This is a genomic window from Stenotrophomonas sp. YJH_SMC_94-11, assembly GCF_059370435.1.
In genome coordinates this window covers 231,004-256,882 of the sequence record NZ_JCAFTR010000004.1, presented here as the reverse complement: position 1 = coordinate 256,882, position 25,879 = coordinate 231,004, and the positions used below count along the sequence as shown (strand labels likewise).

Below are 25,879 nucleotides of genomic sequence, written 5' to 3'. Positions count from 1 at the left end.
TCACTGGGTTGCTACTGGGTGCACTGTCAATGGCCAGTTCGCTCTGGCATCTTGATGCAGGCCTGCTGCCCCCCGCACAAGCACGTGCAGCGGATGCAAGTGCCAGTGACGTATGGCAGCCGTTGCCGGGACGGGAGCAGCGAACACAGCTCAATGATGGGCGTTGGTTGACGTTGAATGCTGCTGGAACCCGGCTTCTGAAAGGGGAAGGCAGTCCAAGGGGAGCGGCCAAGGCCACTGTCCTGCCCGCAGTGCGGCTCAATCCGAGCTTGACACTGCTTCCCAGTGGTCGGGTTCTTGTCTGGGGAGGGACCGACAACAACGGAACCCTGCACCGTGACGGGCTCTGGTATGACCCTGTAAAAGATGAGCTCGCGCCAGCTGATGAGCTGACGCTGTCGCCACGCGCGGGTCACACGGCAACGGTGCTTACAGACGGCAGCGTGCTGTTCGCCGGCGGAGATACCGGTGTTGAGGGGATGCCTGCCGAGCTGTGGAACGAGCGCAGCAACCGTACGCTCGCTCTCGGTGATGAAACCAGCATCGCGCGCCGCGGGCACGCCGCACTGCTGCTAAGTGATGGTCGGGTGCGCCTTGCTGGGGGCGTTGATCGACGTGGCACTCAGCAGAATGCTGAACTGATCTACAGCCAGCAGGATGGGCGATTCTCCAACGCGCTTGCACATCAGGATCGTCAGCAGGCGGGGCTGGGGGGATCGATTCCCGCCCAAGGCAGCAGGGACGTATTGCCCTCACAGCGTTTGTCAGTGCGCTTCACCCAGCCCATCAACATGGCCGACTTCTCCGCGACGTCGGTCACTCTGATTGGTCCTGGCGGATCTACCCCCATCGAGGTGATGCCGGTCGAAGGCGGCCGGCTCCTGTTTGTGTCACCGAAGCGGTCGCTGTTCCCTGCTTCACACTACACCTTGATGATCGATGGTGTGCGTACCACGGAGGGCAAGGCGCAGCCGTTGGTGGCGCTCGATTTTGGAACCGCTGCCCTCGATGCCTCAGGAGGTACGGTTGATCAGGGCGGTACCGATGTGGAGCCAGCAGGTGAGCGGGTCACTACTGGTCAGGCGGGGAACCAAGCCAACTGCGAGCAGGCGGCCAACGGCTACCAACCTTGCCGCGCGCGTGGCGTGGTCGAGAGCGGTGTCTGGTATCCGGGGCGCGACAACACCGATAACCGCTGGCGGATCTATGGCGGGGACAAGCGTGTCGAGCCTGCCGCGTACTCAGCCGCGATGGCAGCACGCTACAAGGTGACTGCCCTGCGCGGCCGGGTAGTTCGAGTGGACCAGATGCCGGTTGCAAACGTGGAAGTCAGCGTTGGTAGTATCTCGACCCGAACCAATGCTGACGGCTGGTTCGCGTTGTTTGACTTGCCCACGGGCCATCAGGAATTGTACGTCGACGGAAGCACAGCCAATGTCGGCGATGATCAGTATGGACAGTTCGTAGTTGGTGTAGAGGTCAAGGCTGGGCAGCTGAACGAGCTGCCGTACCTGATGCATCTGCCCAAGATCAGTGCACGCGACAAGGTGCGAATTGCCTCGCCGCTGAGGCAAGACCTGATTGTCAGCCATCCAGACATCCCTGGGCTGGAGTTGCACATCCCCAAAGGCACGGTCATCCATGATCGCAAGGGGCGACTGGTCAACGAAATCGCCATCGTTCCGACGCCGGTCAACAGGGCGCCGTTCCCGGTGATGGAAAACCACCCTATGGCGTTCACGGTGGAGCCTGGCGCCGCCCAGGTGCGAGGCCTGGATCCCAATGTCCGCAATGGTATCCGCGTCTACTACCCAAACTACGACAGCTACAAGAAGGGCACTGAAGCCGACTTCTGGATCTACGATCCGACGGATGGCTGGCGGGTGTATGGGCGCGGCACGGTATCCAATGATGGGCGCCACTTTGTGCCCGAACAGGGCGTGGCTCTGCACGAGACGATGGGGGGCATGTACAGCGTCCCGGGTGGCAATGGAGCCAGTGAGCTTGGGTTGGCCCCTGACAACTCCGGTCAATGTGGGTGTAGCGGTGACGCGGCCGTGGCTGGCGATCCCATTGATCTGAAGACCGGTGAGTTCACACACGCGGAAACCGATGTAGCCATCGATGATGTGGTGCCCATCACGGTGGGGCGCAATTACCGGCCGAACGACCTCAAGCGCGGTGTGTTCGGCATCGGCATGTCGTGGAACTGGGGCTACACCCTCAATCGTCCCAATACCGCCAATTACGACGTGCTGGAGTTGGTGCAGCCCAATGGCTCGGCAGTTCGGTTCGATAGAATCTCCGGCACTGGCAATCAGGGGGAGTGGCGCCAAGCCGGCTCCAATACACGCTTCGCCGGCGCACTGATAAAGACGGTTTATGATTCGGACCCAACCCAGCCTTGGGGACGCGCGTTCCTGCTTACGCTTCGTGATGGCTCACGCATGCAGTTCTCAAGCTGGAACGACATCCGCGTGCGCTGGATTGAGGACCGTCACGGTAATCGGACGTCGCTTCTCTACAACGCAGGCCTGGTGTCGGAAATCACCTCGCCCAGCGGGCGTTCCGTCACCATTGCCTACGACGGCAGCAATCGCATCAAATCGCTGCGGGACCACACCGGTAGGGAATGGTCTTATACCTACGACAGCAATGGGCTGCTCTCAAGGGCAACCTATCCAGATGCTACCTCCCGTCAATACACCTTCCAGACCCGCATACAGAACGGGAGTGTCGTACAGCACCGAATTGAATCGATCACCAACCAGCGTGGGCATCGCCTGCTACTGAATCAGTTCGAGGTGGTCAACGGTGTTTCGACTGGCCGGGTGATCAAGCAGATCCAGGCCGATGGCGGCGAGATCAACGTGAACTACGCTCATGTCGACAATGGTGTGACCGGCACCCTGGTTACCGAGGTTGACGGCAGCAAGCGCAGGATCGTATTCGCCCAGGGGACGCCGTACCCGGCATCGGAAACGTTTGCCTATGGGACCGCCGATGCGCAGACCGTCACCTACGAGCGCAACAGCAATGGCCAGTTGATTCGTAGCACAGATCCGTTGGGGCGGAAGACGGAGTACACCTACAACAACGATGGCCAAACCACGCAGATCACCGCGCTGGCCGGCACCAGTAAGGCGCGCACGGTCAGCATGGCGTACAACGCTGATGGTGATTTGACGACCATCACTGATCCATTGAACCGCGTGACTAAGCTGGGCTACCACAACCGTTGCCTCAGTTCGGTAACCGATCCGCTCAACCGTACTGCGACTTATCGCTGCAACGCAGCAGGCCAGATGGTAAGCGCGACCGATCCGCTGCAAAGGACCCTGCAGCTCCATTACGACGGATACGATCTTGTCGGCGTCACTGATCCTCTAGGCCGGCGTACCAGCTATCGTTTTGATTCTCTGGGGCGTTTGATCGCGACCGAAGACCCACTGGGTAATGTCGTGCGCCGCGAGTACGACATCATGGGGCGTGTCAGGAAGCTGCTGGATGCGCACGGAGCAGGGGTTGAGTACGGCTACGACGCCAACGGGAACGTTGATGCCGTGCTGCTGCCCAACGGCAACGGCATCACCTACACCTATGACAGTCGCGATCGTCCGCTGACGCGAACCGATGCCTCAGGCAAGGTGGAGCAGTGGACCTACGACCTGTCCGATCGTGTCACCAGCTACACCGATCGCATGCAGCGCAGCGTCACCAACACGTATGACGTGCTGGGACGACCGAAGACAACCACCTTCCCTGACGGATCCACAGCTACTTATTCCTACGATGCCGGCAATCGAATCCGCACGCTCACCGATACCGGTGCGGTTGGTGCGCTGAGCTGGGACTACGATGAATCTGACGCGCTGATCGCCGAGTCCAGCCCTCAGGGGACAGTGGGATATGCCCATGACCTCGTAGGCCGACGCACAGAAATGCGCGCGGCGGCACAGGCCAAAGTCAGCTACACCTATGACGCAGCTGACCGTCTTCGTCAGCTTGATCAGGGCGTGGAATCGGTCCAGTTTACCTACGACGGCGCTGACCGTCTGAGCAATCTGACCCTGCCCAACGGCATCGAAGTAGCCCAGAGCTATGACGCCGGCAACCAGCTCACAGGCCTGGCGTGGCAGAAGCCTGGTCAACAGGCGATCGGCACCTTGGGCTTCGGATATGACAGCAACGGCCAGATCATCAACCAGAGCGGCAGCTTTGCAAGTCAGACCCTGCCTGCCGCGACTACAGGCGCGAGCAGCTTCGATGATGCGAACCGCCAGCTGACGCACAATGGCCGCACGCTGAGCTACGACGACAACGGCAATCTCACAAGCGATGGCGTCCGCAGCTACGTGTGGAACGTGCGCAACCAGCTGGTGGAGATACGGGAAGGGGCCAGCATTGTGGCCACATTCGGCTATGACCCGCTGGGCAGACGTGTCGTTCGTACCGAAGCGGGTATCACCACCCAGTACCTGTATGACGGCCAGAATGCCGTGCAGGAGACAGTCGGAAGCACGGTCAACCCGATACTGACTGGCCTCGGCGTTGATCAGCGCTTCGCCCGCAATGACGCGGGCGGGAGGGCCTACTATCTGACCGACCACCTGGGCAGTACGCGGGGCCTGACCAATGGGGCCGGCGAGCTGCTGCAGCGCTACGACTACACGCCCTATGGGCAGTTGCAGGCTTCTGCAGGGAACTCCAACAACCCCTACCGCTACACAGGGCGGGAGCAGGACGAAAGCGGGCTCTACTACTATCGCGCGCGCTACTACAGCCCGGACATGGGCCGGTTCATCAGCGAAGATTCCTATGGCTTCGCGTCAGGGGATGTGAACTTCTACGCCTACGCTCTGGGTAACCCGATCAGTTACAGCGATCCTTCGGGGCATATCGCTTGGTTTGTCGTGCTGCCGCTGATATGGGCTGGGATAGAAATTGCCCTATCGATCTATGATGCGGTTGAGACAGGAAAGACACTTCTAGATCCTTGTGAAACCACAGAAACAAAAGTAATTTCAGCTATATCATTTGGTATCGGACTTGCGGCGCCAGGTGGTGGCTATGGAACTGCAGCAAAAGGCGTAGTCAAAAGGCTTGGGCCCAAGGGGGTTGTGCGCGGACATCACAACGCAAACGTGATGGTAAGAGGAGCGGACGGGCAAATAATCAGCCATGAAAGACTGGTAAGCGGCAACATGACGCCTGCGGAGAAGGCGCTAGGCTTCCCCCGCAATACGCTGGCATCACATACTGAAGCTCGCGCTGTAACTCATACGCCGCTCAGAAGAGGCGACACAATGACCATCACTGGTGAGCGGCCCCCTTGCCCTTCTTGCAAGGGGTACATGAATCGCGCTGCTCAAGAGACGGGTGCCACGGTAAGATACCAGTGGCGGGAGGGTGGCCAAACTAGGCGCTGGACGACTGGCGGACAATAATGAGGATCAGGCGATGTATGAGTTCACTGCAGAAGTGGTTTCCGTAGAGGAAGATGACTACTGCATCGTGGTCGGATTGGCAGATAGCCCAACCGATCCGTCCCGCTACGTCATAATTCAGAATGCTAAGAAGTATGACGATCAAGATAAGAAGTTAGGCATGGATCATGCCCATCTTGAGGTTGGCGGCGGTCTGGAGCCATGCTATGGCGGGTTGGAGGAAGTGTCCCTGCTGGGTACTAAGCTCCAGCTGCTGCTCTCCGAAGTGGCGCAGAGGAAGCTTGGTATCAAAGGTGGGATAGCGGTGACGCTGAAAACGTTGGATAAGCCTGGTTCGCTGGAGATGGCGTTAGGCCAGATCTGCGCTTCAGAGAAGATTCCGTTCGCGCTGAGTTCAGCTGGGAAGATTTGATTGCGTCGCTTTGTGGCGATGCCTGCATGACCAGCGCTGAGCACAGCGAAGCGTATGGGGAAGAAGTGGTAAGTGTGGGTATTCTGCGCCGCTGCAGTTCAATCGGTGCTTTCAATGTTTTTTTGGGGGCAGGGGCTGCCTTCCCAGCTCCCGATGATCGTCCTACAGGCCGGCCCCGCCTCTTGATGGAGGCGAGGCTCGAAGCAAGGATTGGCTGCGGCACCGCTCGAGACCAAGCCAGCATTGCGCAGGGCTGCTGCACGTCAGGAACTTAGAGAAGGGGGCGGGCGATGCGTCAGTTGGAGAGTGTGCTATCCGAACGCCATACGCAATTCGTGTGGATGGCCCGTATCCAAAAGTGCAATGGGGCTGGGCGATCTATAGCGCTCCACAAGCTCGCTCAAGTTGCCTCATGCCTCGAGAGAAAGATGCCTTCCGCGTAGCCCTGGGCGAGCACCGCCAGCCTCACTCGTGGATCAAGCTTCCCGTTGTCGATCTGTTGCTCGCTGAAGTGGCTGAATTTGTTCAAGATTTCATCTACAAAGCTCAAATAGTTGGGGTGAATCATTCGATAGCGCCCACCTGGCCTCGTCGCGGCGTAGCTGCTCCATCCATCCGGAGCTGGTTGATCTCGAGCTCCGGTGACTCGCTCACTTTGATGGCTAAAGGCCTGATCTGATCGATCTCGTCGGGAACCTTTGGCGGCATTCTGGTCAATGTGACGGAGGATTGGGCCTGAGTCGTCCTCAAGGTCTGCATGGCTTGCACGTCGTGCTGTGTCTGCGCCTGCTGGTGGTGATTGCTGGTCTAGGTGTGTCGTGAGTCTGTATCTTTTAGGGTTGCAGACCCTCCTGGCCTGGCGTAGCGCCAGACCAGGAGGGAGGTCCACAAGGCTGGAAATCCTGCTGGGATCAATGTGCGCCCCTGGAGTTACGATCAGCCGACTTGTACGTCTTTGCTCACCGCACCAGTTGAGGTAGGCCTGTAAGTACGCCGCAGCAGTGGGGTGGGGCTGCCTCTGCAAGGCGGAAGCTGACTCATTCATAAGGTCAAAGCCGCACGCGCAGGTGAGCAATGACGACCCCAATGGGGGAGAATCGGCTATGACCAGTGGAGGACGCGAACTGTTGAAATGGCTCGCTCTGGTACTGATGACGGGCGACCACGTGCTGAAAGTGTTTGGGCTTGGCTATGTGCCCGTCGTGTCTGAGCTGGGCCGGGTGGCGTTTCCCGTGTTCGCCCTGGTGATGGCGTACAACCTCGCGCAACCCGGCATTGAAGCAGCGAAGTCCGGACGGCGTTTGCTGCTGTGGGGTGCGGTCGCCACTCCGGCCGCCGTGCTGGCGTTCGACGAATGGCTGCCATTGAACGTGCTTCTTACATTCGCAGCTGCGGCCGGCGTCGTTTGGGCAATTCAACGGCGGCAGTGGGTGTTGGTGATCCTCCTCGCTGTTGTGGCCCCTATGGTGCTGGACTACGCGTGGCCGGGCGTCTGGCTCGTTCTGGCGGGCTGGTATTGGTACCGAGGGCAGGGCAGGCATCCGTGGCCGGTGTGGTTCTGCATGGGCCTCGTCTGCCTGTACAACGGCAATGCCTGGGCATTGCTCGCTATCCCAGCATTACGGCTGGGCCATCTCAGTGTCCAAGTGCCGCGTTCCGGTAGGCTGTTCTATGGCTATTACGTGGGACATTTGGCGGTTCTGGGCGCCGTGGTAGCCTGCGCAGGGATCGGCATTGCCACTTAGGAGTAGGGTATGGATATCCGTTTCGTCGTTTGTGTTGTGTTGTTGGCGCTGTCGCCAGCCGCCACCGCGCAGCTTCAATCGGCAGTCGGGCCGAGACCAAAGCCATTGGCTGCTGCACCCAAGGCTGCTCATAACTCAATGTCTAAGACCACCACGCCCTTCAACTGTCAGGAATTGGCGTGGCCTAATCACCCCCACCCGGGCATGAAGGCGTACTGCGAGCGCCTTGAGGCCCGCACACTTTCCGATGAGGCGCATCGTGCCGGTCGGCCCGGACCTTCCGACAGCGTGATCGGCCTGCCGTCTCTTGGCTCCGAAGCTTCCAAGCGCTCCGGGTTCGCCTGCATCGGCGGCCAAGCTTTCCGCAAGCTCCCCAACGGCTGGGCGCAAGTTTCGTCGCCTGCTGGTGGCTGGCAGCGCTGCCGGGAGCAATGAACGGGGGTGTAGGGGCAGCGCCCCTACGCAAACGCCTCACACGCGCTGGCGGCGTTTCGGCCCCGGTACCGGGAGGACTGCCGCTGGTGGTTCGGCGTCAGGGCCAGCCATCACCCTGGACAACCGTTCTTGACGGCGAGCCATCAGGGCGGCCACCTCGATCACTTCAGCCGGCACTGCAGGAAAGCCTTTTCTTGCAGCCTTAGTGCTGCAACGGTTTCGAGGGTGTCCCGATCGAGGATCCCCGCGAAGTTCGCCCATCATGCGACGCCATTCCTGAGCCTGTGCAGCAGTGAGCGACAGCCAGGCCAGATCCTGCGGTTCCAGTTCGCGGCCTTCGGGCGTGACCAGTCGACCAGCCTTAAACGAAAAACCGGCCCAAGGGCCGGTCAGGTTCCGATCACGCACAATCAGGCTCCATGCCGCAGTGGGATCAGGGGACGAGGCAAGCGGCGTGCCAGCCATCCCCGCAGCAGCTAGAACATAATATACATTATGCGAAATGCTGTATCGGGCTGTGGTGGCGTTCGTGTCCTCGGCGTGGCAATGGCTGGGCCTCTGGCTCGGCTCTTGCCTGCGCCCTCAGTCCCCGGCCAAGGATGAGATCGCGGCATGATTGAGTTCGACCTGCACCACCGTATCGACTTGACTGGCCCTGGGGCCGGTTTTCCTCGGTGATCGCCTGATCACACCCGAAGGCCGCGAGCTGTGTTCGTCGACAGACAATTCTGCCCTGATCAGGCAGAGATTCTGCCCCTTCAGGCAGACAGTACTGGCTCGCCGTGAACCCATGCAGAGATTTCTGGCTGTAGATTGGCCCGTTGCACAGATTTCTACCGTTACAGGACCAGTTGAGCTCGCTGTTTAAGGAGCCTCTTACGTTATCGAAGGCCTGTCCGTCCTCAACGAAGCGCTTTCCGCCGGTGCCTGTGGATGGCCCGATCTGTCTGAGTAGACATGATCCGCCACAGGCCAGTTATCGGAGAGAAGAACCCGGCCGGGGTTTCCCTGGCGCCCTGGACGAATCCGCGGAGCATGGCAATCATCAGATTCATGGTCGTCACCTCGCCCAATGGTGGATCAGGTGTATCGGTACTGCACCGTAACACGCGCTGCCGACGGCTAGCTGCGCTTGTGGGCCCCCCTCGACCTGACTGGTCAGATGGATTGAGACGTTTCCCCCACAGGTTACCTGAGTGGCGAGCCGTGGCATTCTTGCGGCAAGCAGCTGATGTCGCGACAGATTGGCTCGATGCGGACACTTTCGAAGCGTTGCTGAGCCCGGCTGCCCTCCCGGGCCGGCCCCTGAAGCACTGCCTTCAATCTGACAGCGTTTTGCGCGTATGGATCGCAGAACGGAAGCTCTATCTCTTTCCACAGTGGCAGCTCGACCCTGCTGGGACACCTTGGGCTGGCCTCTCTGCAGTGTTGGCGCTACTGCTTGAGCCATATGGCGTTTCAAGCGGCGAACCTACGTCTGGGTGGGAGGAAATCGAGTGGCTGGTCGCTCCGCATGCTCTATTGTCCGGCGCGAAGCCATCAGAGGTACTTGTTCTGGACCCGGATCTGGTCATGGCCGTGGCCAAGCAAGAATTCTCGTCTTCTAGCGATGATGGCCGCTGGTGAACCGTGATCCTTGGGCTGAACCTTGGCCAGGCAATTCGGGATGTTTCCCCCACGCTTTTAGCTCGCCTTTCAGACGGCCACTAGGCGTGGCCCGGCCGCGCTGATGATGATGCCCATGCGGTTCGTGCTACGTGCGTCCTGGGCAGCGCCAGGTATTGAGGAGGTTGACGACTCGATGTAGTATCGGGTCGCACTCAAAAAATATAATACAATCAATGCGTTACTTCGCATAACGTATCTTATGTTTGTCAGGGCGATGTAAATGTCGATATGGCTTCGGTTTTTGCCGGATGCTGCCGATCTTTCGTCGAGGTGCGGCTTTCCCTGATAGACACTCAGGATTTCCTCTGACAGATTCGCTTGGCCAATCCAGGCGCAGCTAGGGGAACTTGCATGGCAGCTCGATATGTTCTGAGTCGTTCGGGAACGCAGTACCGCTTTGTCCTTAAGGCCGGCAATAACGAGATCATCCTCACCAGTGAATTGTATGCCTCCAAGCAGGGGGCACTGACTGGAATTGCTTCAGTCAAGGTGAACTCTCCTGACGATTCGCGCTATGAGCGCAAGAACGCGGCAAACGGCCAGCCTATGTTCAACCTCAAGGCCGCTAATGGCGAGCGCATTGGTACCAGTGAGACCTACTCTTCCACCCAAGCCCGCGAGGCAGGAATTCAGGCTGTTAAGAACAACGGGCCAACTGCGCCAGTTGACGACCAGGCTTGAATTCCAAATGGGGAGCATGCCGCTCCCCATTCTCGGCTACCCCGCCCTGCCCTCGGTGCCTGCCACACCCACCGGCCAAAAATACAGATCCGCGGGCGTGTCCTATTCGCGAGGCTTGGGACGTTTTCCCCACAGATCGCCCACAATCTTCCGACTTGCTAGACTCGTGTCCTGTGTGGTCTCCATAGTGCGAGGCGGCTGAATGCACTTCGACACCTTTACGCCCGCTCAACGGATCCTCCGAGATGCGGCTGACGCGCGCCAAGCACTTGCTGAGCAATGGCTCACTGCAGCACAGGTCAGTCAGGGGCTTGGCTCTCATGCTCCGAACGGTGGCCGCCTGATCAGCCAGTTGCGCCGCGCTGGCAAGTTGCTCGGGGTCTACGTCACCAATCCGTCGCCCAGTTACCGCTACCCGACCTGGCAGTTCCTGCCGAGCGGCCAGCCTGTGGACCACCTGGCCGAGATTCTGGCTGTGCTGCGTGAGTTCGGTCCTTTTGAGCATGAGCCAAGCGGACTGCGGCGAAGCACCTATTGGGGAGAAGTCGAGTGGTTTCTGTCGCCGCACGCGATGCTCGATGGTGGAACCCCATCCAAAATGCTGGCGTCGGACCCCTGCCGCGTTCTGAACGCCGCATGTGTGGAGTTTCAGGGCGAATCCTGACTATGCCGTTACTGCACTGGAGAGCGTTCAGCGCTGATGTCGGGCAATTGCTCGGTCGGTCTGGGTAGTCATGATTCGCCATATCCCAAAGATCGGCGAGAAGAATCCGGCGGGCGTTTCTCTTGCGCCTTGGACGAACGCGCGGAGCATTTCTTGCAAGAGGTTCATGGTCGTCTACTGGGGTAATTTTCTTGTAGTTCAACTATAGCGGCGGAGCTCGGCACGCCCAAGACGGTCCAGCTTCCTGTACGGAAACGAAAGCCGCTATCTGTTCGACAGATCTGAGACGTTTCCCCCACACGCTAGGGCTTCCCTGAGGGCGCCTGTTAGCCATATTTTCACTGTTTCGAACGTTTTCGTTTGGGCTGAACATCAGTAGCTATGCGAGATTCTTCGGATCGTTTGAGTGCCGCCTCTAGCTGCGTCGGCAGATCTCGAAGGCTCGAAATTTGCCCCTCGAGAGCGTCACATCTGCCGCGCAGGATGTCCGCAGACTGGGTGGCCGTAGCTGCCGCCGACTGGGCGGCTTGGATATCCTGGCGTAGCTGGTTTTCAAGGGCCCTGTGGTGTTCGGAGGCCTTGCTTAGCTGCGCTTGGAGTTCCTTGACCTCCTGACGTGCTCGATCGACGTCGCTCAGTGTCCGATTCTCGACAGATCTGACGTACTCGGTCCAGTCTTCCCGCTCAGATTTCGCCGTCTCTAGGGCTTCATGAAGCCGGACGTCAAGTTGCTGTCTCGCTTCCTCAGTTCGATCGGCTCTTCTAAGCTCGAGGTCTCGCTGCTCTGCGAGTTCTGAGATCTGCAGACGGAGCTGGTCAACCAGCTGCTGCAGCTCTGCAGCTTGTGTCGATGCGATCCTCTCGCCAGTGATTGCAGCGTCACGCTCTGAACGGACTTGCGTCAGCTCGTCAGCTATAAGCCGGGATTCTGCCTCCTGTGCATCACGCTGGGCGGCCAACGACTGCTTAGCCTCTGCAAGCTCTCGATGGGCGACCTCCCGTGCATGCTTCAACGCCAACTCCCACCATTGCCCGGCGAGTTCCGCCAACACCGCTGGCGCATCGTCCAGGTCCGGCCGCGCTGGCTGCAGGCGCGTACCGAGTTGGTTCCACCACGTTTCCAGCCAGCGAGTCACGGTGTTCGGCGAGCCGGTCCCCAGGTGAGCCCGGATCCGCTCAACGGTCGGGCGCTCGCCCTTGGCCACCAGCTCGTCGGCGGCGGTGTGGACGTCGGATTCGGTGATGCCGCGGGCCATGCGAAGTCTCCAGTACTGACGCCCTACTCTGCTGGTAACGTACTCGCGATAAGTGATGATTATCACTAGTAGGAGCCGTGTTTCATAGCGTACATTACATACTATGAAGCGCAATTCCACTACTTCGACCTTGCCGGAGACCGCCACTCATCTGGTCCTGCCGCAGCAACTGGCTCAGCAGGCCGCCGATGCTGTGCGCGAATTGCTCGCCGAGGCAGCCGCGGCGAACACCACCCGCAGCTATGCGACTGCGCTGCGCTACTGGGCGGGCTGGCATCAGGGGCGTTATGGCATCGAGCTGGCGCTGCCGGTCAGCGAGGCCGTTTTGATCCAGTTTCTGGTCGACCATATCCAGCGCAGGAGCAAAACCGGCCTAATCAACGAACTGCCGCCGGTGCTGGATCAGGCCTTGGTCGCCGCTGGGCTGAAGGCGAAGATCGGGCCGCTGAAGCTGTCGACGGTTGTTCAGCGCGTGGCCGTGTTGTCCACCGCGCACAAGCTCAAGCGTCTGGTCAATCCCTGCGAGTTATCGAGCGTGCGGACCTTGCTCAGCCGTGCCCGCCGCGCCTCCGTCAAGCGCGGTGAGCGGCCAACCAAGAAGACCGCCATCACGCGGCCAGAGCTGGAGGCCATGCTGGCCACCTGCGAGGACTCCCTAGAAGGCCTGCGTGACCGTGCCCTGCTCTGCTTTGGGTTTGCCAGCGGCGGGCGCCGGCGGAGTGAGATCGCTGCCGCAGACATGCGAGACCTTCGCAAGGTCGGTGAGGACGGCTACATCTATCGGCTGGAGTACTCAAAGACGCAGCAGTGCGGAGTCAAGGCGGACTCGACGCCGGACAAGCCCATCCTCGGCCGCAGTGCTGAAGCGTTAGCGATCTGGCTGGAGGCGGCAGATATCCATGAGGGGGCAATCTTCCGACGAATCTGGAAGGGGCGGGTGGGCCCTGCCCTGCTTCCAGGGTCTGTAGCCGCCATCGTCAAACGGCGGGCTAGCCTGGCAGGGTTAGAGGGGGACTTTGGGGCGCATAGCCTGAGATCAGGGTTCGTAACAGAGGCGGGCAAGCAAGGGGTTCCGTTGCCAGCGGTGATGGCTATGACTGAGCACCGGTCGGTGGCAAGTGTCATAGGCTACTTCCAGGCGGGTGCTGTGGAGGACAACCCAGCTGCAAGGCTCCTCAAGTAGGCACGTGTGTGTGGGGCGCAATTCACCCTAGTCGCCTGTGCTCTTGTCATCGGATAACCTAGATCCACAATTTTGCGTGAGATATACCGCCGGAGGCTCCTGCTGAAGGGAGCGCCACGGTTGCCAGGCTCGCATGGCTGGTCGGCGTCTATCGCCAATAGGAGGCCGCCCTGCTAGAGCTTCGCATCATGGTTAAACCGCCAGTCAATCGGCCGATGCCGACGAGGAAGAAATGTCAAATGCTCGTCTGACGGAGATCTCCGTCGAAAGATTCAAGAGTCACGGAGCGGAAACGCGGGTTATGCTTAGTCCGCTCACGGTTCTTGTCGGACCCAATAATGGCGGCAAGAGCACTATTGTTCAGGCCCTGCTTCTGTTGCAGCAGACCCTGCACTTCCCGCGCGTGGAGGTGCCGCTTCACCTCGCTGGGGCGGTGGATGCCAACTCATTGCGAGAGCTGACTTATGGCTGGCCGGACGGTGAAGACTTCATTGGTCCGCGATTCCAGATCAGTTGGGTTTCCGACATAGAGACGGGGGCCGTTCTAGAGGAGATGGGAGAGGGGCCACTTTCAGTTGCTGCTGAACGGATTGGTGGCGGATGGCTTCACCAGTTTCCTACAGAGTCGACCGTCGAAGCAGTCACGAGTATCAGCCTGCAATTCTCGCAAGTGTCAGGAAAGCTATCACTTACTCACATTGAGTTGGCGTCCTATGCGAACAGTGCCGTTGTGCCATGGTTGATCTTCGCATTCGAGCTAATGGATGATGGAGCCTACGAGGTCAGCTGTAATGGCGAGGTTGGAAAGAGCATCCAGGTTAACCTTGATCACTTCATTCCGTACATTTCGATTAATACGAGGAACATTGGGCCGCGTGATAGGCAGCGTGCGTGGGTGAATGGTTTCAAGGCAGTCTTCTTGCAGCCTCTCGATGATCTGCAGAGCATTCTGAGAGGCCTCAACTATCTTTCATCGACACGCGATATTCAGCCAGCAATTTATCGGTCTGCATCTGTCGCGCCGGAAGGTGTTGGCGTATCTGGTGAGCTGGCTGCGCAGCTCCTTCACGCGAGTCAGGATAAGAGGGTCTTGTACAATCCTCCAAGCTCTGCCGCGCTGCACGAAATCCCGACGCCAGTGGTCTCCACACTTCAGGAGGCAGTGGGTCATGTCTTGCGCGAGCTGGGCATCAGTGCCCCGCTCTCCATTCAGAAGATTGGCGACCTCGGTTTTAGGCTCTTGTTCGGTAACGCCACCCTGCAGCACGTTGGGCGTGGCCTTACATACTTGTTGCCGATCGTTGAGATGGGGCTTGTTGGAGACCCTACGCTTTTCTCTGCGAAGGATCGACAGTTGACTTTCATGCGAGCCAACTTCTCAGTGTGTGCGTTTGAGGAACCTGAGGCGCACCTTCACCCAAAGCTGCAAGCAATGTTGGCGGACTGGTTTGTAGCCTTGGCAATCGGGAAAAGGCAAGTAATAGTAGAAACTCACAGCGATCACCTGGTGAGGAGACTGCGGTATCTTATTGCTCAAGCCAACCCCGACTCCCCTATGGAGTCGTGGCTTGGCCGTTTCGTGTCGATTGTGGAGGTAGAGCAGATTGACGGAGTTAGCAGGGTTGCTGCATCCCACCTGCACAAGAATGGCGACCTCGAGACCTGGCCGAAAGATTTTATGGGTCAAGCTCAGTTGATGGAGGAGGTCATATATGTCGCAGGCCTCGGGAAGGATGCCGATGTGGAGGGCCAGCTTCCAGAAGTGGCGCACTCTTCGGAGGATGAGCCCTATGAACGTCCTGATTGACCCTGAGCTGCTCGCTCCTTTTCGTGATGCTCGCCACTGCACCGAGACAGAGGCGGCTGCGTTGAGGAGGTCCCTGGAGCAACTCACCAAGTTTACTGTCAAGTATGACGCGAAGGTGGTGTCAACCCGGCACCTATGGCAAAAGCTTCAAAGCCTCTACATCGCTCCCGTAGTTGCCGCTTTCAATGAGCCCGCCGTGCGAACTCCACTGCAGCTGTTGCGAAACCGTCTGAGGGTTGTCGTGCCAAACGCGGATCGGCGTCTAGATGCATGGGGCTTCGAGCAGATGCTCAGCCGAGATGACGGGCAGGATTGGCCGAGCGGATATGCATCGATAGCGGCCGAACTGCACGCTGCCGACGAGTCAGTGGTGCTCTTTACTCGCTACCTAGAAGGTCGGAACGTTAGGACGCATAGCACTGGCCACTCGATACTGGTGGAGAAGACGCGCTGGCGTATGCACATTGGCGCGCCTAGTCTTAATGGGATTACTTCTGTTCCATGCGTTGCCTCCTTGCGGAATATTGAAGTTCCGTGGACTACGCGCTTTGACGATAGGTTGCCGGATACAGCCCCTCCGGATGGATTTGCCTTCCAGCCTCCATCCAAGTGGTACAGAGGATATGTAAAGCCATTTCGTGCTCATCAATCAAAGCATGCATGGACCGACGCAGTCGGCAACGGATGGTCTGATCCGAACACTCCAGGGACAGCGTATCACTGGGATGTTCACTTTGTGGATGCATCAGGTAGCCCAATTGGAATCTCGCCAGCGAACATTGTGCGATGGGGAGCGCCAGGGGCAGAGGGCGTTGCTGGCGGGGTCCATCATGTTCCGCGCCTGAGGCGTTCACGGGTTGTTTGAGCCACGGCCCTTGTTGCGTTCGACCAACACAAGCTGGGTTACACCACTCGTGGCGGTCCGATTGGCGACGCAGGAGGAGGAGGCGCAACGGAACACGCTGTTAGCCGCAATGCAGTAAAGATCAACCGCATCATTACCTAGCTGGTCATCCACTTCGGCATCGAGGGGCGTCATAGGCGGCTCGCTCCGAATGCGGTCACTGGCCCAGAGGAACCTGGAGCTTGCTGCATTCCCTAGCAATCTATGCGAGTGGTACTGGCCCGCTATTGGAATCGTGCTTGTATCGATTAGCAGTTGATACTTCAGTCAGGCTAATGCTGCTGCGCGGCACAGCTTGAGCTAGGCATCGAAGGCCTGACCTTGGCAAGAAGCGAATATCCACCCTACCCCCGATAAATCTTCCTAATCCCATGCCCCGCAGCTGTCCGCTTCCGGCCAGGACTGGACGTTCAACTCTAGATTTAAGCCGCGTCGCGGAACGGCTTGGGCTTGAATGAGTCGTTAGGCCCAATTGCCTGAGCCCGGCTTAATAGTAGTGAGGCGAGATCCTACTTGTGGCGCACGCCTGCGATGCTTACGGTGCTGTGCGATCTGGATGCGAAGCTCGGTAAGCACATTTGAAATGGATTGCTGAAGTCGATCACGCGGCTCTCTGGTCATAGGAGCCTGATCGAAATTGTAACCATGCAACTGGCCGATCATGGCTCTGATGTTGGGCTGATTCAGGGAGACGCCCTCCCAATCATGAGCGAAAACATTGCGTATCTTTCGTGCGATCTCAAGATCTTCGTACTGCTCCCTTGTGAGAAGGCCCACTGCATAAGCGGCCTTCATGCGACTAGCAAGCGTGCCAAGAGGCGCATTGAAACCTTCGACCAGATCCTTTGCTTGTTTGCCATCAATAAGGTAAGTCAGCAGTAGGCGGCCCAGCGTGTCCTCGGCGAAAGCAGCCAGTGCGAGAGCGAGGCCGCGCTCGTCGTGCGCCGAAAGGGCACGATTGAATCTATTGATTGATTCAAAGTCAGGATCATCCGACTCCGGAAAGTCGCGACCCTCATCGTCTAATGGCCTTTCGGGCATACGCTACAAATCTCTGGAAGGGGGCTGGCGCTTGAATAAATCCCACTCGCGAAGCGGATTCGGCTTGAATGAGTTCTTAACCTGCAATGCGGCGCCACTCACATGCAGCGCCAACAATGGAGTGATCTTGGTTGTAGTAGTAAGACGAGTGACCACAGAACGAGCCACCATTGCCATTCAGTTGCAGAACGAACGCGCCACGATCAAGTGCGGAACGATCCGCGGATGCGTAGGTCAAAGTAAGGAGGAGGTTCCTGAAGGTCCCCTCGACGTCGTAGATCTTTCCTGCATCCGGTCCTTTCGTGCAGTTGATCTGGCCCGTGACCTTGTGAGCAGATCGTTCCAGCGTGACCTGTTCTTCGACTTCTGACATTTCTGGGTAGCTGATGCACCAGCGGCCCTCGATTCGCGCGTCTTTGTACACACGGTCCTCAATCCACGGTCGGATCACCGATAGATAGAGCTTGTGCAGCACAAACACGATGAATGATGCAACTAGGCCAGATACAACGCCAATCACCAGTTCATCCATGATTTCCCCCTTGGTGGCAAGCTGCTTAACAGGCGGACCCTTGGGTCCGGTCAAACGATTTATCCGCAAGGCCCCTTGCACCAGGCCTTCCCCTTGATACAGCTCGATCTTAGGGCGGCACGGTCCGGCTAACAAGGCAGCGGACAGACGGACCCGGTGGTAGCGATCGGTGGCCGCACCAATGGCTACTTTGGGCCGGGTGCTGCCATGCCGGGCCCACGAGTGCTTCCGGCCAGAAACGGACATCCACCCTACCCTCGATAAACATCCCTAATCCCATGCCCCGGAGATGTTCGCTTCCGGCCAGAAGTGGACATCTGACATACCCCATTAGATCTCGCCATTCCCCAACAATATGCTCACAGGTGGATGGCGTAGATGTAAAAGTCGTTATCGCGTTCCCACCCAAGCCCTTCGTAGAGTGCTTGAGCAGGGATGTTAGCTCGACCGGTCTGAAGCTCAACTCTACCTGCTCCGCGTCGGCGCGCCTGCTCGACCGCCTCGACCATGAGTGCTCGCGCCAATCCCGAACGCCGCGAGGGCTTGTTGACGTAGAGGTCGTAGAGAATGAAACTCGAACAAGTACTTACTGAGTCGAACAACGGATAAAGCTGGGTAAACCCCGCAACGCCCGTTCCTTCATTCTCGGCAACCAAAACTAGTGAATCACCCTCAGATAGGCGCGACCGCATAAATCGCTTTGCTAAACCCAGGTCACTAGGTTGCGCATAGAACTGGCGGTACTCATCAAAAAGCACCGCGAGTTGTTCAAGGTCAGCCACGTCTGCGACACGGACATTCACGCTCACTGCTTCACTCCTGAATAGGTGAGGAAATGGACCATATGCCTGGAAGCCTATCTGAGGCTACCGAGCTGCAGCCGCGTTTTCAAGGTTGCTTGGGCTGGCGACTAAAGCCCCAATCTTTAGCTCCCTACCGGCCCGACGACCCGGGGTCGCAACATCGCGTGCACGGCTTAAGCGTTCCGTAGAGATGGGGAAGGTCGGCGCGTTAGAAAGGGTCCGTCAATAGTCGTGGTCGCCATTGTCCCTCTATCATCGCCACCTACGGAGCCAACAACTCATCGCCGATGCCGAACGCCCCGACACGACGCCGCCTCTGTACCGCCCTGCTCACCGTAGGTGCTGGGCTGATTGTGCCTGGCGTCCGAGCAAGCAGGCGACTGTCTGGGAGCCGCCAGTCGTTGACGGCCCTGCTTGAGGCTGAGCACCAGCCGGGAATGGCTGCAGTCGTCGTGGAGCGAGGACGGGTCGCCGAAACAGGCACTGCGGGACTGCGCAGGGATGCCAGCGCCGCGCGGGTCGATCGGCATACCGTGTTCGAAATCGGCTCTATCACCAAAGTATTCACTGCCCTGCTGGTGTACCGGCTCCGGCAGTGGGGCTGGCTTGATACGGACGCGCCTATAGGACGCTACGTGGATGCATTACCAGTGGCATGGGAGCCCATTACACTGTCGCGCCTGCTGAGCCATACATCCGGCATTCCGAACTATCTGAACGAGAGCAACTTTATCGAATTGATGCCGATGGATCCTGCGCCTAGAGAACTATTGGCAATGGTCGGGAAAGCACCTCTCGAGTTCGCCCCAGGAACACGATTCGCCTATTCGAATACGAACTACATCCTGCTCGGCCTTGCCATTGAGCGGGTGACGGGCATGGACTACTGGCAGTTCCTGCAGGACGAAATTCTGGGGCCGCTGGACATGCGCGATGCCGGACCTCGTCGCACCGGCGACCACCGCAGCATTGCCCAAGGACACCTCTACCAGGATGGACATTGGCTCGATCCGCCCATCACCGCACCGGGCTCCGCCTGGGCTGCTGGAGGGCTGCTCGCCAGCATCGACGACATGGCACGTTTCGCGGTAGCGCTGGACCGGGGCAAGCTGCTCCCCGATACATTGCTGCGTGAGATGTGGCGCGGCACACGCCTTGCCGACGGTACTACAGCCAGCTGGGGCGCTGGCTGGGAGTTGACTGAGGACGGCGACGTGGTGGGGCATGGCGGCGGAACGGCAGGCTTTACGGGATACATCCGACACGTTCCTTCGCTGCGACGAACCGTCGTAGTGCTTGTCAATCGCGCCGGAGACATCGGCCCGCAGGGCATCGCTGAGCGCCTGGACCTGGGGTCGCGCGCAAGCAAGGGCTGAACCGCCCGGGTGCCAACTCACGCTAGCTAGCGAACCCAATTCAACCAGCTGCCAAATGTTGTCCCCAGCTTGAGAGTACCGCGTAGCAGGATCATCGCTCCAACGCCGCGGCTTGAATTGCCTTTCGATCAAGCTCGAACTGGAGTGCTTGGATAGCTCGGGACAGTGCTATACGAGCGTGCTCTCCTGCCGCGTTCACAACGGCGGGGTCTGCTGACCTTGCTAGCGCCCCGAATGCCTTCTGCAGCCGAATGTTGACCTCCAGCGAGCCGGCCGCATCCCTGGAGATTGGTGTGAATGCATCCTCGAACATGTCGCGGACATCGAGGCACTGCACGTGCACACGCGGATAAAGTACATCACACGTCGCAGCGCCCCCAGTGTGGCTGGCCCATGCGCAGAGCAGCCTGACACAGGTCCCGATGACGTCGATGCAGGTGCCAGGGTCGTTAACTGCAGGTGACATGGCGCGCTGGGCAATTTCCGCAAGCACGACCAGCCCGAACCGTGGGTCATTCTCAATGGAGCGCGCGTCACTGAAGGAAATGGCTGAGATCACTTCTCTCTGCACGTCCGGAAGTGGCTTTCCCTCGATGGCTATCAAGGGACGGGCCGGAGTTGCGAACGTACCCGGCTGGCAGAGCAGATGAACGCGCAGATCATGTTCCTGTGCAATGCCGTCGATCCGGGCGACGTCCACATGTTCAACGTAGGCAACCTGATCGCCAACCAGCAGTACCGCCCCCTCCCCTACCGGGACCGCACTGGCTCCGCCGAGCCGAGGCTCCTCGGCGCGGCGCTTCATTGCCGCTTTGGTCGCCCGCTCCACCAGATCGATGGTTTCGCCAACGCGGCCAAAGCGTGAGAACTGCTCGATAGCCCTGAGCAACGTTACTGTGATGACAATGATGACCGCGATGGTTGCCCCGAACAGCACAAGCCGGCCGCTGTCCCCGTAGATGCCGGTGCTGAGCGCGATGAGGCCCACGATCGAGAACAGGAACGCACCAATGAAGGTGGCCAGCGCACCCTGGGCCCGGGTGTCTTCGATCAGCAGGCGGGCCGCGCGCGGCGTGGCGCTGCTGGACGCGGACCCGTATGCCGAGACCATGGTGGACAGCGAGAAGGTGGTGACCGTCAGCATCGACGCGGCAAGAATGCCAAGAATGTTGCCGACGGAATCTGCGCCGATCCGTGCGGCAAGACCGGTGGGAATGAGGAACTTCAGGAACGCGCCGGCCAAGGCTGTGATGATGCCCAGGGCGCCATACAGGGTCGAGCGGAACCACATCCGCTTTGTAACTTTGCTGGCTGCAAGCCTCAATCTGGTGAGCACGGGCTACTTCCTGGGTAGTTCGACCATCAATAGCACGGTCGGGCGCCGAGGCCACGTCAACGAACGGTTACGCCCGGCCCAAGGCAGATGCCGCTCATCTGGGCGGCATCTGTGTACGGATTCTACGAGCGCACCTTGTCCAGGAACTGACGGTGGCGCTCGTACTGATCGAGCACATCGTGGATGAGTTGAACCTTGGTCCACCCCATGACGTCGTAGTCCTGCCCGCCTTCCCGCAGATAGACCTCCGCTCGGTAATGACGGGTACCCTCGCTGACCGGCCGACGGGGATCCTGCAGGGCGAACGTCGGCGGCTCATAGGGCTGGGGACGTACCGAGTAGAAGAAGTCCATCTCCTCGCCATGGCCAACCTGCAGCCACGCACGACCATCCTCCCCTTTGGAAACCTGCACCGGCAGATCCTGCTTGCGGAGCTCAGCCGCAACCTCCTCCAATGCAGGGATGACACGCTGCTCGATGAAGCCGGTCACCTCGATCTTCAACGGGTTGTGCGCCAGCAGGCGCAGGCGCGCCCGCCAATCCTCGCTAGTTCCCGGCAGGATACGTGCCTCGCGCAGGATCGAGCGCTTGGTGGCATCCAGATGCATGGCCTTCAGCAGTCCCCAGCACATCAGGATCATGACGATCGTAAATGGCAACGCGCTGGCAATGGTGGCAGCCTGCAACGATTCCAGTCCGCCAGCCACCAGCAATGCAATCGCCAGGCCCCCGACCAGCAGCGCCCAGAAGATCCGCTGCCAGACCGGCGATTCCTCCTCACCCTTCGAGGTAAGCATGTCGATCACCAGGGCACCGGAGTCCGCTGAGGTTACGAAGAAGAGCGCAACCAAGATGACCGCCAGCGAAGAGGTCAGCATGGTCAGCGGTAGGTGCTCCAGGAACTCGAAGAGCGCCATCGAGCTGTCGGTTGAGACCGCCTGCACCAACTGCTGGATGCCCTCCGCCCGCACCATGTGCAACGCGGTATTACCGTAGATGGTCATCCACAGGAATGTGAAGCCAAGCGGCACAAGCAACACCCCCACCACGAACTCACGGACGGTGCGTCCACGTGAGATGCGCGCGATGAACATGCCAACGAAGGGCGACCAGGCAATCCACCAGCCCCAGTAGAACAGCGTCCAGCCACCCAGCCAACCAGTGGGTTCGTAGGCATAAAGGTTGAAGGTCATCGAGAACAGCTGGGAAACGTACATGCCGGTGTTCTGCACCAGTGCCTGCATCAGGTGCACGGTGGGTCCACAGACCAGCACGAAGGCCAGCAGAGCCGCCGCCAGGATCATGTTGAGCTCGGACAGCCTGCGTACGCCGCTGTCCAGGCCAGCCACGACGGAGCCGGTGGCCACCAGTGTGATGACGGTGATCAAGCCAACTTGGGCGAGCGTACTGACCTCCAGGCCGAACAGGTAGTTCAGACCGGCGTTGATCTGCATGACGCCCAGTCCCAGCGAGGTGGCCAGGCCGAAGATGGTACCCAGCGCGGCAAACGTGTCTACGGCATGTCCCAACGGGCCGTGAATACGGTCGCCGATGAGCGGATACAGCGCGGAACGGACACGCAGCGGGAGATTGTGCCGGTAGGCAAAGTACGCCAGCGACAGCGCCACCACCGCGTAGATCGCCCATGCGTGGATACCCCAGTGGAAGAAGGTGATGCGCATGGCTTGGCGGGCAGCGGCGGCTGACTCGGGCGAACCGACCGGCGGGGTGGCGTAGTGCATGATGGGCTCGGCAACGCCGAAGAACATCAGACCGATGCCCATGCCGGCAGCGAACAACATGGCGAACCAGGAGCCGTAGCTGTAGTCCGGCGTACTGTGGTCAGGGCCAAGCTTGATGCGGCCGTAACTGCTGATGGCGACGCCGACGACGAAGACCAGGAAGCCGGCCACTGCAAGGATGGTGAACCAGCCTGCATCATTGGCAGTCCATGACTTTGCAGCGGTGAACCATCGCGTGGCTCTATCGGGCGCGATGGCAGCAAGCGCCAGCAGCGCGATGACGATGGTTGCCGTGGGAATGAACACCTGCGGAAGGATCCGCTGGCGAACGGGGGGATGTTGCGGAGCCGTGCTCTGCATGGATACCTCCGTGCTATTGGGTGAAATAGCCTCCGGCTTGCGCGAGGCCGATCAGAAGTAGAAGCCGATGTTGAAATTCAGCCGTGAATGCCAGCGGGAAGGGCCTCCCTCGTCGAGGCCGATACCATCACCACCGGCAAACCACATGTTGCGCCCAGCGATCCAGTCGACATAGGTGAGCATGATGCCCTTCTGCAGGCTGCAGCCGGTCACGTTCTGCCACGAATCACGAAGGCCCGCGTGGTGCCCGACTGGGCGAGTCATGCTTAGGTTGTTATAGCAGGTGATGTCATCCATCCAGCCTTTCTGGCCGAACGAATAGGCGATGTTGGCGCTTGGCACATCCGCCTGCGCTGCAATTTCGAAGGGGGATTGGAACGCCGACATCGCGATGCGATCTCCGGGTACGTCATACCGGTACCGCGCCCACTGCAACTGTGCGGTCCAACCATCGCGCTGCCACTGTGCATGAAGGGCAGCGCCCTGATGTCCGTAGTGGCGCCGTGTCTGAGTATTCTGCACCTTGCCAGCGAACGCTGATGCGCCCAACAACAGTTCGCCGCCGCCCCAGTCGCGCGCGTTCTCCACGCGTGCATGCAGTCGCTGCCGCTCGCGATACGGCAACGCCTCGGTCTGCGCCACATCAAAGGAGTAGCGATCGTAGCGAGCCCCCGATCCGTACTCGTCTCCGGAGAACCAGCCAAGATGCCAGGTCGTGCCGCCGCTGCGGTGAATCACCACAAGGCCCGGATCGTAATCATCCTCGATGCCCAGGTAGTAGCCGGAGCCGAACCAGAAACTCTGCGAAACGGTGGGGAGCAGCCCGAACGGGACTTGCTGGATACCTGCCTTCAGCTGGGTAGCATCGGAGAACTGCCAGCCCGCGTAGGCGTGATGTATGGCGTCGAAGCCATCGTACCAGCGGTACTGGGCAGAGAAGGAAAAAGGTCCGGTTCCAGCGTCTAGGTCTGCACGCATCAGTTCAAGCTGAAGGCGGCTGGTCGGCCCGTAGTCGAGCCACCCGTAATTGAACCTTAACGCACCACCAGGCTCAAAGTAGGAGTCGCCGCTCCGACCAGGTTCGGATGCCTCCGTGGGTAAGGAAACGCTGGCGAGCAAGGCAATGGCAATAGAGGAAATTGCTCTCACGATCGGGCTGTCTGCCTCCGAGTTCCACATGCGAAAGCGCGCCAGTGTAACGCTGCATGTTGTGAAGAACGCGTCGGCCGATGGCCGACGCAGTACATTTCCGCGTCATCAGGAGTGGACAGTGTCCCCATCGAACGAAGCGACCTGATCGTCAGATGTTGGCAACGATCAGGGCGTCAGCGATTGACGTCGACCACGATGCGTCAGGTTTGCTCAGCAATCCGTGCCGCAGCTCGCCGTGTTTTTGCCGTGTCGCTTGGCTTCATACAGTGCCTGGTCCGCTCTTGCGAGCCACTCTTCAGCACTGGTCGTCGTGGGCGCGGCGGCAATGCCGATGCTCACGCTCAGGTCCAGCATTGTGGCATCACTGCCCGTATCAGCGTGGAGCAGGCTCCTGATCTTCTCTGCCAGCAGCATGGCCTCAGCCGGCGTCTGCCCGGCGAGCAGAAGCGCGAACTCATCTCCGCCCAGGCGTCCCGGTGTGTCGCCAGGGCGTGACACGCTGCGCAGGACCGCGGCTATACGACGCAGTGCTTCATCGCCAGTGCGATGGCCCAAGGTATCGTTGATGCGCTTGAAATCATCCACGTCCAGCATCAGCAGGCAATCCCTGCGGCCCAGAGCGCGCCCCGCTTCGATCATCTGCTGAGCGCGGTGCATGAGATAGCCGCGATTGGCCAGTTCCACCAGTGGATCCATTCGGCTGAGTCGCTGCAACTGCCGATTCTGTGACCTGACCCGGCGCGCAAGACGCCAACTCAGTGCACTCAATCCGATCCCGTAGACAAACAGGAACGGAAGGCTGAGCAGGAATGTTCGGGAAGAAGTGGCCGGCTGCCAGGGCGTGCCCATAGCAAGCCATGCAGCAAGGAAACCGAGCAGAAGCGCAGCCGTGGCCTTCAGCGCCAGCCGTGTACCGCCGGCCGCGATCTTGTCTGCCACCAGCAGCGCAGCGAAGAGCGCGCTGGGCACAGCGCTGACAGCCATGAAGGCGATCCATGCCCCGCCCAGCAGCGAGTCGACAACCATGCAACGGAATTGCACGACAGCGGGCCGGGCGGCGTGCCGTGTCAGCAGCTGTGCAATGGCCGGCCAGACCAGCGCATTGACCAGAAGAAACACGCATGCCGACCTGCCCATGCCGCGCTCCAGACCCACCGATGCAATGGGCAGCGCAGCAAGCGAGGCGCCCACGAAGCGCATCCACCCAATCCGGCGGGCAGCCCCCAGGCCCTCAACCGCAACCTCGTCCGAATCAGTGAAGAATGGCATCGCTTCCCTCACCCGTGTCCATGATGTCCCCAGGCGCCCTTTGCTCCTGCGCAGTCTGTCCCTTTG

Annotated in this window: 18 protein-coding genes; 9 read left to right on the top strand and 9 right to left on the bottom strand. The window is 59.6% G+C overall.

All coding sequences use genetic code 11. The features are described 5' to 3' along the window. Nucleotides 1-29: 29 nt before the first annotated feature. From AC5P74_RS10030 to AC5P74_RS10015, 4 genes are all read left to right on the top strand, one after another. The gene (locus tag AC5P74_RS10030) at nt 30-5,447 is read left to right on the top strand and encodes an RHS repeat-associated core domain-containing protein (protein WP_346607213.1); all 5,418 of its coding nucleotides are present in this window, start codon (nt 30-32) and stop codon (nt 5,445-5,447) included. Nucleotides 5,448-5,460: 13 nt separating this feature from the next. Continuing rightward, on the top strand, nt 5,461-5,859 hold the full coding sequence (locus tag AC5P74_RS10025) for an Imm10 family immunity protein (protein WP_180832634.1): 399 nt from the start codon (nt 5,461-5,463) through the stop codon (nt 5,857-5,859). Between the two features lie 1,103 nt (nt 5,860-6,962). Continuing rightward, on the top strand, nt 6,963-7,604 hold the full coding sequence (locus AC5P74_RS10020) for a TraX family protein (protein ID WP_346607291.1): 642 nt from the start codon (nt 6,963-6,965) through the stop codon (nt 7,602-7,604). 9 nt (nt 7,605-7,613) lie between these two features. Further along, nucleotides 7,614-8,039, top strand: a complete 426-nt coding sequence (locus AC5P74_RS10015) for a hypothetical protein (RefSeq protein ID WP_346607214.1) — start codon at nt 7,614-7,616, stop codon at nt 8,037-8,039. Nucleotides 8,040-8,075: 36 nt separating this feature from the next. Here the strand turns inward: AC5P74_RS10015 and AC5P74_RS10010 are convergent, their stop codons facing one another. Continuing rightward, nucleotides 8,076-8,504, bottom strand: coding sequence for a DUF3653 domain-containing protein (locus tag AC5P74_RS10010; protein WP_346607215.1), 429 nt, complete (start codon nt 8,502-8,504; stop codon nt 8,076-8,078). Nucleotides 8,505-10,058: 1,554 nt separating this feature from the next. On the opposite strand from AC5P74_RS10010, the gene AC5P74_RS10005 reads away from it, so the two are divergent. After that, nucleotides 10,059-10,388, top strand: coding sequence for a YegP family protein (locus AC5P74_RS10005; RefSeq protein WP_080376385.1), 330 nt, complete (start codon nt 10,059-10,061; stop codon nt 10,386-10,388). A 202-nt stretch (nt 10,389-10,590) separates the two neighbouring features. Continuing rightward, nucleotides 10,591-11,052 carry a hypothetical protein gene (locus AC5P74_RS10000; protein ID WP_495204908.1) on the top strand — a complete coding sequence of 154 codons (462 nt, stop codon included), beginning with the start codon at nt 10,591-10,593 and terminating at the stop codon, nt 11,050-11,052. Between the two features lie 338 nt (nt 11,053-11,390). Here the strand turns inward: AC5P74_RS10000 and AC5P74_RS09995 are convergent, their stop codons facing one another. Further along, entirely contained in the window at nt 11,391-12,308 is a 918-nt protein-coding gene (locus AC5P74_RS09995) for a DNA-binding protein (protein ID WP_111007712.1), read from the bottom strand. Between the two features lie 103 nt (nt 12,309-12,411). Here AC5P74_RS09995 and AC5P74_RS09990 point away from each other — a divergent pair, with 103 nt between their 5' ends. Together AC5P74_RS09990 and AC5P74_RS09985 are read left to right on the top strand one after the other, a co-directional pair. Further along, complete coding sequence (locus AC5P74_RS09990) at nt 12,412-13,491, top strand: site-specific integrase (RefSeq protein WP_495204907.1); 1,080 nt, start codon at nt 12,412-12,414, stop codon at nt 13,489-13,491. Nucleotides 13,492-13,723: 232 nt separating this feature from the next. Further along, nucleotides 13,724-15,298 carry an AAA family ATPase gene (locus AC5P74_RS09985; RefSeq protein ID WP_428986906.1) on the top strand — a complete coding sequence of 525 codons (1,575 nt, stop codon included), beginning with the start codon at nt 13,724-13,726 and terminating at the stop codon, nt 15,296-15,298. Nucleotides 15,299-16,664: 1,366 nt separating this feature from the next. Here AC5P74_RS09985 and AC5P74_RS09980 read toward each other — a convergent pair. The 3 genes from AC5P74_RS09980 to AC5P74_RS09970 all read right to left on the bottom strand — a co-directional run bounded on the left by AC5P74_RS09980 (nt 16,665) and on the right by AC5P74_RS09970 (nt 18,584). Further along, the gene (locus AC5P74_RS09980; RefSeq protein WP_495204906.1) at nt 16,665-17,243 is read right to left on the bottom strand and encodes an MltR family transcriptional regulator; all 579 of its coding nucleotides are present in this window, start codon (nt 17,241-17,243) and stop codon (nt 16,665-16,667) included. Nucleotides 17,244-17,319: 76 nt separating this feature from the next. Next, a complete protein-coding gene (locus AC5P74_RS09975; protein WP_146256392.1) occupies nt 17,320-18,021 on the bottom strand; it encodes a hypothetical protein in 702 nt (233 codons plus the stop codon). Between the two features lie 113 nt (nt 18,022-18,134). Further along, a complete protein-coding gene (locus tag AC5P74_RS09970) occupies nt 18,135-18,584 on the bottom strand; it encodes a GNAT family N-acetyltransferase (protein ID WP_111150515.1) in 450 nt (149 codons plus the stop codon). Between the two features lie 281 nt (nt 18,585-18,865). Between AC5P74_RS09970 and AC5P74_RS09965 the strand changes: the two genes are divergently transcribed. Next, the gene (locus AC5P74_RS09965; RefSeq protein WP_495204905.1) at nt 18,866-19,954 is read left to right on the top strand and encodes a serine hydrolase domain-containing protein; all 1,089 of its coding nucleotides are present in this window, start codon (nt 18,866-18,868) and stop codon (nt 19,952-19,954) included. Nucleotides 19,955-20,045: 91 nt separating this feature from the next. On the opposite strand, the gene AC5P74_RS09960 is transcribed toward AC5P74_RS09965, so the two are convergent. The 4 genes from AC5P74_RS09960 to AC5P74_RS09945 form a co-directional block, all read right to left on the bottom strand. Further along, on the bottom strand, nt 20,046-21,290 hold the full coding sequence (locus AC5P74_RS09960) for a DUF2254 domain-containing protein (RefSeq protein ID WP_495204904.1): 1,245 nt from the start codon (nt 21,288-21,290) through the stop codon (nt 20,046-20,048). A 122-nt stretch (nt 21,291-21,412) separates the two neighbouring features. Then, nucleotides 21,413-23,392, bottom strand: a complete 1,980-nt coding sequence (locus tag AC5P74_RS09955) for a BCCT family transporter (RefSeq protein WP_495204903.1) — start codon at nt 23,390-23,392, stop codon at nt 21,413-21,415. Between the two features lie 51 nt (nt 23,393-23,443). Further along, on the bottom strand, nt 23,444-24,571 hold the full coding sequence (locus AC5P74_RS09950) for a hypothetical protein (protein WP_495204902.1): 1,128 nt from the start codon (nt 24,569-24,571) through the stop codon (nt 23,444-23,446). A gap of 183 nt (nt 24,572-24,754) precedes the next feature. Then, the gene (locus AC5P74_RS09945; protein WP_239507146.1) at nt 24,755-25,744 is read right to left on the bottom strand and encodes a GGDEF domain-containing protein; all 990 of its coding nucleotides are present in this window, start codon (nt 25,742-25,744) and stop codon (nt 24,755-24,757) included. Nucleotides 25,745-25,879: the final 135 nt, after the last annotated feature.